Source organism: Gilliamella sp. B2785, from assembly GCF_026537005.1.
In the GTDB taxonomy this organism is placed as follows: Bacteria; Pseudomonadota; Gammaproteobacteria; order Enterobacterales; family Orbaceae; genus Gilliamella; species Gilliamella apicola_E.
The window spans coordinates 76,444-91,109 of the sequence record NZ_JAFNNC010000002.1 but is presented as its reverse complement, the minus strand read 5'-3'; the positions used below and the strand labels follow the sequence as shown (position 1 = coordinate 91,109).

Genomic DNA, 14,666 nt, shown 5'->3' with positions numbered 1-14,666 from the left:
TGCATTAGAATAAATGGCTATTTGATTGAGTAAGTATTGGTTGTTAGTTATTGGGGTGAGTTGTAAATTTTCAATTTAGTGAGCTGGCATAAATTTATATAGGCTTCTTTATTTTGGTATAGTCATAATTTGTGATGTATGCAGTAATCCTCATGAATTATCTTGATTAATAACGATCAAATGTAATCCTAACCAAATATTAAGCGTATATAGGCAAATTTATAAGCGAGTTTACATGACAAAAGAAATATCTTTTATTGACCTTGGTTTATCTGAGGAAATCCTTAATGCATTAAATGATCTTGGTTTTACGAAACCATCACCAATCCAAGCTGAATGTATTCCCTTACTCTTAGAGGGTAATGATGTATTAGGTATGGCTCAAACAGGTAGTGGTAAGACTGCAGCCTTTTCAATCCCTTTTTTAATGAATATTGATGCTAATTTGAAAGCGCCACAATTATTGGTTTTAGCACCAACACGTGAGCTAGCTATTCAAGTTGCTGATGCTTGTGCTGAGTATTCTAAATATGTAAAAGGGGTTAAAGTATTAGCTCTTTATGGTGGTCAACGTTATGATGTGCAATTGCGTGCATTAAAACAAGGCCCTCAAATTGTTGTGGGGACGCCTGGTCGTTTATTAGATCATTTAAACCGTAAGACTTTAGATCTTTCTAATCTTAAAGGTTTAGTATTAGATGAAGCTGATGAAATGCTAAGAATGGGCTTTATTGATGATGTTGAAAGCATTATGGCTTCAATTCCAGAAGATCATCAAACGGCGCTGTTTTCAGCAACTATGCCAGCCCCAATTCGTCGGATTACTAAACGTTTTATGCATAATCCAAAAGAAGTGCAAATCAAAGGGACTAATCAAACGGCTCCCGATATTGATCAAAGCTATTGGTTAGTACGCGGTATGCGTAAGAATGAAGCAATTGTGCGCTTCTTAGAAGCTGAAGATTTTGATGCTGCGATTGTTTTTGTGCGTACTAAAACTGCAACTTTAGAAGTAGCAGAAGTATTAGAAAAACATGGTTATAGTTGTGCAGCCTTAAATGGTGATATGACGCAACAACTACGAGAACAAACACTCGATCGTTTACGTAATGGTCGGTTAGATATTTTAATTGCAACCGATGTTGCAGCACGTGGGTTAGATGTTGAGCGTATTAGTTTAGTAATTAACTATGATATTACACTTGATTCTGAATCGTACGTTCATCGTATCGGACGAACTGGACGCGCTGGACGAGCAGGGCGAGCGATTTTGTTTGTGGATAGTCGTGAGCGTCGTTTGCTTAAAAATATTGAGCAAACTATCAAGAAACCCATTCCGGAAGTGGCACTACCATCTAAAGAATTACTTGAAAAACGTCGTTTGGTTAAATTTACTCAGCAAGTTCAACAACAACTTGAGAGTGCGGATTTAGATCAGTATCAATCGTTATTAACTCAAATCCAAGCTGATAGTGGTGCAGATCTTGAAACGATTGCAACTGCACTGTTACGTTTAGCACAAAGTGATCGTCCGTTAATTCTTCCTCCTGATCCGGTCTTTAAACCAACAAGAGAGTATCGTGATGGTCGAAGTGGTGAGCGTCGTTTACGAGGCGATAATCGTGAGTCTCCAAAACGTCGTGAGCGTCGAGATGTTGGCGAGATGGATATGTACCGTATTGAAATTGGTAAAGAAAACGGTGTTGAAGTGCGCCATATTGTTGGTGCAATTGCCAATGAAGCTGATATTAGTAGTCGCTATATTGGTAATATCAAACTTTACGAGACTTATTCAACAGTAGAATTACCAAAAGGTATGCCTAAAGATATCCTTAAGCACTTTGAGCGCGTTAGAGTGCTAAATCAACCGATGAAAATGAGTTTAGTTACAGGTAAACCATCTGAAGCTAAGCGTGGAAGTAGAAGTAGTAAACCTGAGTCTAAGGATAAAGGTTTTGCGAAAAAACGGGGTCGCCCATCAGCACCTAAGTTTTAGGACTTTAATTCATCTTAAACCTCTGCATCTTATGGCAGAGGTTTTTTTTCATTTAAATTGTTGCCAGCATTTTTGGGTAACGTGATAAAATCAATCATCGCCAATAAAGTCATTCCTGCCACCATAAATAATGCTAACCGAAAATCTTCAACCATTATCTGATTATGTCCATTATAGCTTGACGCAATAAATAGAAATAAGGCACTTAAAACAATGCCTAGCACGTTGTTTAGTTGTTGAAAAAGGGTTGATAAAATATTAGCGCTTTGCATTTCGTTTTTTTCAATTTCTGAAAAACTTAAGGTTGTTATTGTAGTAAATTGGATCGAACGTGCACCACCAGAAAAGAATAGAACCAATATAATCCAAATGATTGGTGTTTTTGGCGTGAAGAGCGCACACAATACAAAACTAAATGACAATAATAGACCATTAACGATTAGAATTTTACGAAACCCAAACTTGTGAATTAAAGTTGTATTAATGGTTTTGAAAATGATATTTCCTGCGAATAGTGAAAGTAATAAGGAACCAGCTGTTAATGGTGACCATCCAAAACCGACTTGAAACATTAGTGGTAAAATAAATGGAGCACTGTTTAAACCCATCCGTATTAGTGAACCTCCAAAGAAGGTCATTCTAAATGTGCGTTTTGAAAATGCGTATAGGCTAATTAATGGGTATTGTGTATGCGTGAGATGATAATAGGCGAAGATTAATATTAGGCAACCTGCAAAGGAAGTGCCGAGAGCTAGCCATAAACGACTATTTGAGTGGGAAACCATTTCAAGTCCATACACAAACAATAATAAGCCTAAGCCACAAGCGATAAATCCAACAATATCAAATGAGCGTTTTTCAGGTAGTTCTTTAGGTAATAGGTGATGAGCGAAAAATAATGCAATAAAGCCTAATGGAATATTGAGGATAAATATCCAATGCCAAGTGAGATATTGGGCAAAGAATCCACCAATAATTGGTCCCATCAATGGTGCAATTAAACCTGGCCAAACGAGAATTGATATTGTGCTAACAAGATGCTGTTTTTCAGTTCGACTTAGTACTACTGTTCTACCTACTGGCACCATTAATGATCCCCCTAAACCTTGAATCAATCTTGCGATAGTAAACATGGTTAGGTTAGTCGATAAAGCACACAATATTGATGCCAACATAAATAATATAATTGAAATCGAGAAGACACGATAAGCTGTAAATCGATTTGCGATCCAGCCACTCGCGGGAAGGCCAATTGTAAGTGCTAACATATAGGCGCTAATACCGATAGATAAATCTTGTGGATTAGTTAAAAATGATTTCGCCATTGCGGGAATTGCTGTGGTTATCACCGTAGCGTCTAGATTTTCCATGAAGAAGGTTGCCGCTACTAAAATAGCCATTTTACGAACGTGATTATACTGTTCCATAATATTACAAATTAATTCAAAAATATAAAAATTAGGAACTAATATACGCTAAAAATTTTTGCCGTGGTAAAGCTTTTTTACATTTTGCCCTTGGTGTTTATTCAGAGTATACTAATACCAATTCAATCGGTGAACAGAGGTATAGGATGACAGATTCTCTAAATAAATGTAAAGCTAATGAAACACCAGCTTGTTGTTGTGTTGATGTCGGCACAATTATTGATAATGAAGATTGTAGTGCAGAATATGAAAATATTTTCACAACTGAATCAGAAGCAAAAGCAAAATTAGCCTCTTTGACACAAGCAGCTAAAGATGTTGAAACAGAACCTTGCGAAATCAATAGCAGCATCGATAAAGTAGAAAATGGCTATAAATTGACAGCTAAATTCACTTTCTGTTGTGGTGCAGAATGTATGATCTTCCAATTAAAATTACGTTAATCCCTGTTTTATGAAGATTTGTATTATGAGGCATGGTGAAGCAGGTTTTTCTGCTTCATCTGATGCAAGTCGATCATTGACTGATTTTGGTAGAAAACAAGCCAGTTTGGCTGGTATATGGCTTAATCAGCAAGATTTCAAATTTGATTTAGGGTTAGTTAGTCCTTATCTAAGAGCACAACAGACTTTCTCTGAATTGTCTTCATACTGCCACATACCTGAAGTTGAAACTGATAATTTTTTGGTGCCAGGTGGAAGTCTTTCCCATATTGCCGATTTATTAATGACACTTCCCGCTCGAGGGATCGAGAATGTAATTATTGTTTCCCATCTTCCTTTAGTTGGTTATTTGGTTAATGAATTATGTCCAGATGTTTCACCACCAATGTTTCCTACAGCTGCTATTGCTTGTGTTGAACTATCACCCAATGCGGCAGGAAAGTTAGAATGGTTTCATGTAGTGGAGTAAAAAAACTTAATCTTTTTGATTTACCATTAACAGGTCGAACGCTGATCGAAGCGTCGGCTGGGACTGGTAAAACCTATTCGCTCGCATTCATTTATCTCCGGTTATTACTTGGGATTGGTAAAAATAACTATCCTACACCGCTCGAGGTTAATCAAATTTTAGTTGTGACTTTTACAAAAGCTGCAACTCAAGAACTTAGATCGCGAATAAGACAAAATATCCAAGAACTGCGTTTAGGACTTTTACAAGGTCGTCATGAAGATCCTATCTATCAACAGCTAATTGATTTAGTTGAAGATACAGATGATGCTATCCAAAGACTAACTCAAGCTCAGCAATCAATGGATGATGCAGCGATTTATACTATCCATGGTTTTTGTCAACGCATTTTAACTAGCCATGCTTTTGAATCTGGGGTACTGTTTGAGCAGACGCTAATTACTGATGAGCAAGACCTAAAGTTACAAGTTGTCCAAGATTTTTGGCGTCACTATTTTGTTCCGCTTGATAGAGCGTTAGTTTATTTAATTCTTGATTATTGGCAAGATCCAAAATCGTTATTATCAGATATTAATCCTTATTTAAATTTTGAATTTGATCAATCGCAAGAAGAGAATTTTGACATTACTAAAAAGATCGAGCAGTTTTATCGAAAACATTTTGAGCAGATCGAATTAGTTAAAAAACTGTGGTTAGATTCTGTTGCAGATCTTCCAGAAATCATTGCTCGATCAGGAGTTAATAAACAATCTTATAATAACCGCTTTTTACCAAATTGGTTTGCTAAAGTGACTGCTTGGGCTCAATTACCCACCCAATCATTCAAAATACCTAGTGAATTAACGAAATTTAGCCAATCGATTTTAATTGAAAAAACTAAGCAAGATAAAGATCCTCCTGTTCATGTTGTTTTTGAAAAGATCGATTGGTTATGCAATAGTGCTATTGATTTACGTAGCGAAATTTTAATGGATATCGTTAGCGTCATTCAAAAAGGTATTTATGCGCAAAAAGTTAAACTTGGTAAGATGAGTTTTGACGATTTATTAAGCCAGTTAAATCGCGCCTTACGAGCTAGAAATGGAAAGCGATTAGCACAAAGTATTGCGCAAAAATATTGCGTGGCTTTGATTGATGAATTTCAAGATACTGATCCTGTGCAATATAAAATCTTTGATCGTATCTATGGTCGTTATCCTGAATCAACCGGTTTACTGTTTATTGGTGATCCGAAGCAAGCTATTTATAGTTTTCGTGGTGCGGATATTTTTACTTATCTAAAAGCGAAATTATCAACCGGTGAAAATAATTTTACTATGCAGGTTAATCATCGCTCCTCATCGTCTATGGTTGATGCAGTCAATGCACTATTTAGCAATCATGATAATCCTTTTATTTTTGAAAATATTTCTTTTTTTCCAATGGAAAGTGCTGAAAGAAATCAGCATAAAGGATTGATCATCAATCAACGAGAAGTTAATGCGTTAACAGCCTATTTATTACCTGATGAAGTTACCACAAAAACAGATTATCAAGAACATATTGCTAGCTGTTGCGCTAAGCAAATTGTGACTTGGTTGACAGATCCAACAATTTTGATAAAGGATAAAGATGAGCATCGTTCAATCACCACTGCTGATATTGCGATTTTAGTCCGAACTGGGCGCGAAGCCGAAATCATCCAACAAAAATTGGCTGCTTTTGGGGTTAAAAGCGTTTATTTATCCAATCGCAATAGCGTATTCCTATCTAAAGAAGCACAAGAGATTCTTTATCTATTACAAGCTGTTTTAATGCCGGAAAATGAAGCGGCTTTGCGTTTAGCTTTAATGACGACACTATTAGGGCAAACAATGGCCGAGCTAGAGCAAATTATCGATGATCAAGATAAATGGGAAGGGTTGATAGAGGAGTTCAAACAGTACCAGATTATTTGGCAATATTACGGTGTATTAGTAATGTTGCGGCGGATGATGAAAAAGCGTAAGTTAGCTGAAAATATCCTAGCTAGCCCAAATGGTGAACGTACATTAACTAACTTTATGCATTTAGGCGAATTGCTGCAAGAAGCCGCTGATGAACTAGATAGCCCACATGCTTTGGTTCGTTGGTTATCTAGGCAAATTGTCAGCCCTGACTCTAATATAGAAAATCATGAACAACGCTTAGAAAGCGATGAAAATTTAGTAAAAATTATTACGATCCATAAATCAAAAGGTTTAGAGTTTCCTATAGTATGGTTACCATTTGCTGCCCAATTTCGTAATTCAGATAGTCAGTTTTATCATGATAAAAATAATGATTATCAACCCACTTATGCTTGGTTATTAACCGATGATGTCAAACAACAAATTGAAGATGAACGTTTAGCTGAAGATCTACGATTACTTTATGTGGCGATGACGCGCTCAATCTATCATTGTAGTGTTGGCTTAGCATCATTGAAAAAGAGTCAATCAGCAATTGATTATTTATTAAAAGGCCAATTACGCTCGATTGGTAAATTTGCTGATTTGGTTGAACTACAATTACCTATATTGGGGGAGCAGTATACTGCCACAAAAGCTCCTAATATGTTACTGGCTGCTAATGAATTTAAACGTAAATTATCTAATAGTTGGCGAGTGACAAGCTATACCGAGTTACAAAAACATAACAATGGTTTTAATTTAGCTAGTGATTGGAGTGAGAGTCGTGTACCGCCAGATGCTTCTTTATTATCTGAGGTGCAATATGATATTCATCATTTTCCAAAAGGTGCTTATGTTGGTACATTGTTACATTTCATTATGGAAAATTTAACGCCAAGTAATGCCGATGAATTATGTACAACTACGATTAAAAAATTGGGTTTGGATGAACCTTGGTTAAGGGTACTAAATGATTGGCTTCAACAAGTATTAACAACTAAGCTACATCAAGATTGTTCGACATTAGCCAGTATTTTAAATAGCAAATGCATTAATGAACTACAATTTTATTTTCCTATTCGCCATGCCGTGACTAGCTCGCAACTAGATAGTTTATGCAAACAATACGATGATTTATCTAAACAGTGTCCACCTTTAGATTTTGAAACGGTACAAGGCATGTTAAAGGGATTTATCGATTTAGTGTTTGAGTATCAAGGTAAATATTATATTGTTGACTATAAATCAAATTGGTTAGGTGATAGTATAGAGGCCTATACTGAGCAAGCATTAAATCAAGTAATGTGTGAGCATCGTTATGAATTGCAATATCAACTTTATTGTTTGGCGTTGCATCGATTTTTGCGAAGTCGTTTACCCGACTATCGATATGAAACTTATTTTGGCGGAGTTTACTATCTATTCTTACGTGGGCTTCCTGATAAAGGTATTTTTTACCACCTACCAAAACAAGAGTTTATTGAGAAACTTGATAAATTGTTTGATGGTGAGAATTTAGCTTAAATAAAAAGGCACAAATAGTTGTGCCTTTAATTTTTTGAAGAAATTATGTGAATCAACATTTAAATTTTAGTTGATATCGATAATGTTTATCGGTTAGTAAATATTCACTGTGAACATTTGGTGTCCAAGAATCATCACCGCCTATTCCCATATGATAAGCATCAATACTGACATAGGCGTCTTGTTGTGGTTCTAATAAGTGTCTATGGCTTTTTTCCATCAATTGTTTAGTTCCATATTGATTGATGTTAAATTTAAAATGATGACCAGTAATCGTCATCTCATTAAGTGTTAATTGTTTTACATCACAGCGTAGGCCGTTTTCACATGGATAAATGTAAGGTGTGTAAAGTTCAGAAAATGGTAATGACCAATCACCAAAAATCGCTGAAGTTTTTCGATCTGGATAATTTTCATGTGGTCCTAAGCCAAGCCATTTCACCTGTTTTGGTATCCCTTTTAATTGATACGTCAAACCTATACGAGCTGGTGCTGGCATGTCATTGGCAATGTCCACTTCAACTGAGATAGTTAAGATACCATCTAGATCAAACTGATGTACCCACTTACTTTGAATAACTTTGCGTTTTTTCACCGAGTAGCTGTGCAAAACTTCAATGATCACATAATTCTCAGTTTGTGATGCTCTTATTGCTAAACATTTGTGGCTTAAATCAAAGTAACCCGCCGCCTTCCACTGTTCGACCCATGCATATGGATTGTTATTACTGTCAAAGTCACCACTAATGCCAATATCATTATCGATTGGTGCTCGTATAAACTGATCTGCAATAGCGCTGGCTAATAGTGGTTTTTTGTTTTTGCTCCATTGACTAAGTTGGCCAGTTTTTTTGTTGATTTGCCAACTCTGGTTCTTCCAATTAACAACAAATTCGGTTTTATTTTCAGTTAATTTTAGTGATGTTTTGTTGTTACTAAATGCTAATTGTGGAATAAACCTATTGGTTAATTTAAATTGTTCCCAAGCCACAACGTGTTTTGCTGGAGACCAAGTAGTAGCTCTATTTTGGATAACTCTGAGTGATAAGTGTAAGTCTTCACCATCAAAGTTATTATCAATGTCATCTATAAGTTTGAGTTCAATAGGGTTATTAGGTGAAATAGTCAGTTTAACTTTACCACTCAGTTGGATTTTACCATCAACCAACAATTCCCATTCTAATGTTTCATTGTTAGTAGTATAGAATAAATACTCACTCTTTACTTCAATAACTAATGGTTTTTGGTTTACAAGTTTAAATTGGAAAGGTTGTTGTACTTTTTTAGCTTCAATTAAACTTGGGTGTGCTTGGCGATCAGGAAACACTAAACCGTCTAAACAAAATTGTCTATCATGATACGCTTCACCAAAATCACCACCGTAAGCCCAATAACTTTCGCCAGATTTGGTATGGCAACGAATACCATGATCAGCCCATTCCCAAATAAATCCTCCTTGTAATCGAGGATATTGTCTAAAGGCTTGCCAATATTTATAGAATGCACCTAGACTGTTTCCCATTGCATGAGCATATTCACATAAAATAAGTGGTCGTTCTTCATCAGGCATGGATATCCATTTTTTTATCGCCCATTTAGGCACATTAGGATGAGGTTGATCTTGTTCAACTCGGGCATACATAGGGCAAATAATGTCAGTAGCTTTAGTATTGGCACCACCACCTTCATATTGTACTGGACGAGTTGGGTCATTGCTTTTTATCCATGAATATAGTGCATCATGATTTGCCCCGTGCCCTGATTCATTTCCTAATGACCAAATAATTATGGCAGGATGATTTCGGTCACGTTGAACCATGCGAGTTACTCGTTCACTATAAGCTGCTAACCAACGAGGATCGTCAGATAATCGAGACATTGGGAACATGCCGTGCGATTCAATATTGGCTTCATCAACTACGTATAGTCCAAATTCATCACAAAGTTCATACCAACGAGGATCGTTAGGGTAATGGCTGCAACGTACAGCGTTGAAGTTGTGCTGTTTAATTAACTTGATATCGTGCAACATGGCTTGTTCGGTAACAGCATAGCCCATATCAGGATAAAATTCGTGACGGTTAGTTCCTTTAATAAGAAGTGGTTTACCGTTTAAACAGAGTTGCCCATGTTTGATTTCAACAGTTCGGAAACCAATATTATAAGCCTCTGATTCAATCAAGCCGGTTTTCTTATGATTTAAGCTAACAACTAGTCGGTAAAGATTTGGGGTTTCGGCACTCCACAATTGTGGTTTATTGACGGGGATATGGCATGTCATTCGGTCATTATATCCACCTTTTTCATCAACAAAAGATACTCCGATTGGTTGCGTTTGTTCAAGAATGAGTTTGTCTTTTTGCCATAACTCAATACCGACATTTAGCATGTCCATCTCACTGTCATGCTTTACGTTAACTTGCAATGTTAATATTGCATTTTGATAGCAAGCGTCAAGCTCCGTTTTAACATGAATATCACTCAAATGTGATTTTGGTTTGTTAAGTAGTGAAACTCCACGGAAAATACCACTTAATCGCCACATATCTTGATCTTCTAAATAACTACCATCACACCATTTCAATACTAATACAGCAATTCGATTTTCACCTTCTTTTAAAAAAGGCGTTAAATCAAATTCAGCAGCGATGCGACTGTCTTGTGAATAGCCAACCCAATTGCCGTTACACCAAAGATGAAATGCTGAGCTGACACCATCAAATATAATTCTTGTGTCCCCTTTATTTAACCATTTTTTATCAATTTTAAAATAGCGAGAATAGCAACCAGTTGGGTTATCTTCAGGAACAAATGGGGGATTATAAGGAAATGGATATCGGATATTAGTATAAACAGGCGCATCATAGCCATGTAATTGCCAATTTGATGGAACTGGAATAGTATTTTTATCTATTTCTTTTTTTAACCATGATACAGGTACTTGTTTAGGATTTTGATAATAACTAAAAAACCAGTCACCATTAAGTGAAATAATGGCACTTGAATCAGCATTATTTTTAGCACTTTGCTTGTTTCGCCAACTATGAAATTTTGGATGGGTATCAAGTTTGTTCATGCTTAATACAGATAGATTATTCCAATCTTGTCTGTTGATAATATCATCTAGGGACGGATTCATAAGCCTCTCCATTTGTTCAAGTATATCTGATAATGTCTAAAATCTTTTTTGACTTTTTAATTATAATGATTCAATTATTGAAAACAGTGATCAAGTTAACATTTGTGTAATCGAATACATTTTTATTTGATTGACTTTATTTTTATAATTTTAATTTTTTATGTATGCGATTACATTGGTAGGTATACTTTGATTAATTTATACTTTGTATCAATTATTCAATTGGATAGACTGAATACCGTTTAGAGAGGGTGGGCGTATATATATTAATTAAATTTGCTGAAGGTGATTCGCCTTTTGCCAAGCATAATGCCAGTTCCGCAGCTTGTTCAGCCATTGTATGAAGTGGGTAACGGATGGTGGTTAATTTTGGATGTAAATAGCGCGCAAGTAGCAAATCATCAAATCCAATAATGGAAATTTCTGCTGGAATTTTTATGTCGTTATCATATAACACTGACATTGCACCAGCGGCCATTGAGTCGTTATAACAGGCAATTGCGGTAATTTCTCGATTACGTTCCAATAGTGACATCATTGCTTGTTCTCCTCCTTCTTCATTAGGTGAGGAGAAGGCAATAAAGTTTTCATTAACATCAATATTGTGTTCAATTAATGCATCTTTATAGCCTTGTAACCGATCGGACGAGTCAGAAATTTCATGGTTAGAGCATAAATATCCAATTTTAGTATGTCCATGCTGGATTAAATGTTTTACGGCTAGATATGAACCATAACGGTCATCTAGAGCAATACAACGCTTTTCAAAACCTTTCAATAGCCGATTGATTAATACCATCCCTGGCACTTGCTCCATTAATTTTATCAATCTGCTATCGGGTAACATTTTTGCATGAACAACTAGTGATGAGCAGCGATGCTCTATTAAGTGAGTTATTGCATTATATTCTTGTTGTTCATTATGGTAACCATTACCAATTAGCAAAAAATGTCCTGTTTTGGATGCAACTTTTTCTACCGTGCTAACCATAGCGCCAAAAAAAGGATCGGATACGTCAGCCACAACAATTCCAATAGTATTAGAGTTTTGTTGTGATAATGCACGAGCATTAGCATCAGGATAATAACTTAATTTTTCCATGGCTTTTTTTACGGTTTCGCGTGTGGTATCACTAACGTTTTCGGCGTTGTTAATCACTCGCGAGACTGTCGCAACAGAAACTTTAGCTAAATGTGCAACATCTTTTATTGTCGCCATAAAAAAACCTTTTAAATTATTACCGTAACTTTTTTAAAGTTTATTATTAGTTTGGTGTTGGTATCAAGTTAAGTAGAACTGTTAATAACTAAGCCAAAAATGATTCATAATGAAGTTATGAAATATTACAGAATACGTTCTTACTTATCTTAAATAGCTGATACAGATATCTGCTCACTTTTATGACTTAATGTATGATAATAAAGCAAAATTTTGGCTTTGCCAACAAAGCATTGACGCCTGAATCGTTTCAGTTGTAATTTATTAATAAGGGGAATGATTAATTGACTAAATTCCCCTCAAATTAGTTAAATTTTAACCAGTTCGTACTATTTTGCCGTAACTTTTATTAACATTGCGGTAGCAGGATCGAGTACAGGTAATGGTAAGCCGATATTCATTAACCAATCTCCTGACAGTGTGGTATCTGTTGTCATCCATTTTGGAAATGATTTCATGGCGTGACCATTTACTTTCGGATCAATGTGATCAGGTAGATCTAGAATTTCGATTTTGTATTGCTTATCAGCTAATAATCCAACTAAGCGTAAGTTACCACTTAATGCATAAGTCGGTAATGCCAATTGCGCTATAATAAATGCTGCTTCTTTTTTATCCTGACTGACCACACCATAGCTTTGCATAGCTGCGCTATCATCAACATCTAAACGAACACTATTACCACTATGCAATAATGGGCGTAGCTGTTTATGTAAACGGATATAATGAGTAAAACCTTTTTGTTCTTCTGCCGATTCTTTCACTGGATCGAGCTCAACACCCATATGTCCAAATAATGCTGTTAAACCTCGTAAATTCATATCTAATTCACGATAGGTGGTGTGACAAGTTTTGCCACCGATATGAGCACCCATTACCTCAGGTGGGAAGAAGTAGCTCATACCTCGTTGTATGATTTGTCTATCTAATGCATCATTCGAATCTGAGGCCCAAAAACGTTGAGTACGTTTTAACACTTCAAAATCTATACGACCACCACCAGAAGAACATGATTCAATTTCAACATTAGGATATTTTTCTTGCAGAATATCCATTAAACGATAAACCGCATTAGTTTGTCCAACTACAGCTGGGTGACCTTCGTGGCCTGCCTGAACAATTTCTCTATTCATATCCCATTTAATATAGTCAATATCATAACTACCGAGTAACCAATTTAATCTTTCGAGTAGATAATCAAATACCGCTGGATTTTGTAAATCAAGTAAGTATTGATGACGGCCTTCAGGTTGATTGTAGCCAGGTAATTCAAGTAACCAATCAGGATGTGCTCGATAAAGATCAGAGTTTTTACTGATCATTTCTGGCTCAACCCAGATACCAAATTCCATTCCTTGTTTTTTTACATGTTTGATAACTGGTTCAAGTCCTTTTGGATATTTGCGTTTATCTAAATACCAATCGCCTAATGCTTGATAATCATCATCACGTTTGCCAAACCAACCATCATCAATGATAAAACGTTCAACACCCAGTTGTGCTGCTTTTGTCGCCATTTTCATGATGTAATCTGGGTTGTGATCGAAGAAGATTCCTTCCCAAGTATTAAGATGGACAGGACGAGGTTTATCGCTTGCGAAATGAATAATATTTTGGCGTAAAAATTGATGGAAATGTTGGCTCATCTTATTTAAGCCTTCATTACTATAGGTTGCATAAAGCCAAGGAGTACTTAAAGTTTCACCTTTAGCTAATGATATTTCTCCAGCAAGATAAAGCGCTTCGGCTTGGATGAAGCGCTTACCATTACTTTTCACTGCAACTTGGATGCGATGATTACCACTCCAACCTAAATGGATACCCCAAACTTCACCAGTTTGTTCTTTAAATCCATCGGTACCAACTACCATACCCGGAAAGTATTCGTGTGAAGTACGACCACGGCGGTTTTCTTGCAGGTATCCACAATGTTCGATTTTTGTTCTGTGAGGAAAGAACTCTTTAATCCAACGACCACTAAATGCCATTAATTCTTGTGCACGTTCAGGAATTGGTAATGTTACAGATAAACGGTTGACTTGATATGGTTCTTTACCTAGATTAGTCAGACTATTTTGACATTGTAATACACCGGTTTCGTCTAAAATCAGCTTACTAGTCAAACGAAGTTTTGCAATACTATCTTCACTAATTATAGTTATATCATTTTTTTTCTTGGTTACTTTTTTGGTAACAAAAACTGGTGACCAATCTTTACCATTTCGATGACCTTCTAGTCCTGGAGTGCTAAAGTTTCCTACTCCTTCCTCAGGACAAAGGGTGAACGGGACATCGATATCAATACGTGAATTGGGTACGGCAGGTATAAGCATATCGATATCATCAAGATTTACGTTTTGTAATCGTTTACCAAAATAGCAGAGTTCAGCATAAGGTTGGGTGCGTAAGATAATATCTATATCGCGGGTTCTAAGATGGCAATTCATATTCTCTCCAAAGGTTAATCACTTTTCCGATATAGAATAATAATAATTTTCATTAATTAATATGATTAATTTTTAATTTTGTGATTAAGATC

At 36.0% G+C, this 14,666-nt stretch carries 8 protein-coding genes; 4 read left to right on the top strand and 4 right to left on the bottom strand.

Annotation, left to right across the window (positions count from 1 at the left end; all coding sequences use genetic code 11):
- The first annotated feature begins 235 nt into the window (after nucleotides 1-235).
- Nucleotides 236-1,996, top strand: coding sequence for a DEAD/DEAH family ATP-dependent RNA helicase (locus J3U24_RS02690; protein ID WP_267336774.1), 1,761 nt, complete (start codon nucleotides 236-238; stop codon nucleotides 1,994-1,996).
- Nucleotides 1,997-2,025: 29 nt separating this feature from the next.
- Here the strand turns inward: J3U24_RS02690 and J3U24_RS02685 are convergent, their stop codons facing one another.
- Nucleotides 2,026-3,423 carry an MFS transporter gene (locus tag J3U24_RS02685; protein ID WP_267336775.1) on the bottom strand — a complete coding sequence of 466 codons (1,398 nt, stop codon included), beginning with the start codon at nucleotides 3,421-3,423 and terminating at the stop codon, nucleotides 2,026-2,028.
- Between the two features lie 146 nt (nucleotides 3,424-3,569).
- Here J3U24_RS02685 and J3U24_RS02680 point away from each other — a divergent pair, with 146 nt between their 5' ends.
- From J3U24_RS02680 to recB, 3 genes are read left to right on the top strand one after another with little or no spacing between them, the layout of a single operon-like run.
- Nucleotides 3,570-3,866 carry a YfcZ/YiiS family protein gene (locus J3U24_RS02680; RefSeq protein WP_065562196.1) on the top strand — a complete coding sequence of 99 codons (297 nt, stop codon included), beginning with the start codon at nucleotides 3,570-3,572 and terminating at the stop codon, nucleotides 3,864-3,866.
- A gap of 25 nt (nucleotides 3,867-3,891) precedes the next feature.
- Entirely contained in the window at nucleotides 3,892-4,335 is a 444-nt protein-coding gene (gene sixA, locus J3U24_RS02675) for a phosphohistidine phosphatase SixA (protein ID WP_267346970.1), read from the top strand.
- Nucleotides 4,314-7,769 (top strand): exodeoxyribonuclease V subunit beta, encoded by a 3,456-nt coding sequence (gene recB, locus J3U24_RS02670; RefSeq protein WP_267336777.1) that lies wholly within the window; start codon nucleotides 4,314-4,316, stop codon nucleotides 7,767-7,769. Before sixA ends, recB begins: the two co-directional genes overlap by 22 nt.
- Nucleotides 7,770-7,821: 52 nt before the next feature.
- Here the strand turns inward: recB and J3U24_RS02665 are convergent, their stop codons facing one another.
- The 3 genes from J3U24_RS02665 to J3U24_RS02655 form a co-directional block, all read right to left on the bottom strand.
- Nucleotides 7,822-10,920: a beta-galactosidase gene (locus tag J3U24_RS02665; protein ID WP_416380468.1), complete on the bottom strand. Its 3,099-nt coding sequence runs from the start codon at nucleotides 10,918-10,920 to the stop codon at nucleotides 7,822-7,824.
- Nucleotides 10,921-11,122: 202 nt separating this feature from the next.
- A complete protein-coding gene (locus J3U24_RS02660; RefSeq protein WP_065734305.1) occupies nucleotides 11,123-12,127 on the bottom strand; it encodes a substrate-binding domain-containing protein in 1,005 nt (334 codons plus the stop codon).
- 329 nt (nucleotides 12,128-12,456) lie between these two features.
- Nucleotides 12,457-14,574 carry an alpha-galactosidase gene (locus J3U24_RS02655; protein ID WP_267330125.1) on the bottom strand — a complete coding sequence of 706 codons (2,118 nt, stop codon included), beginning with the start codon at nucleotides 14,572-14,574 and terminating at the stop codon, nucleotides 12,457-12,459.
- Nucleotides 14,575-14,666 lie beyond the last annotated feature (92 nt).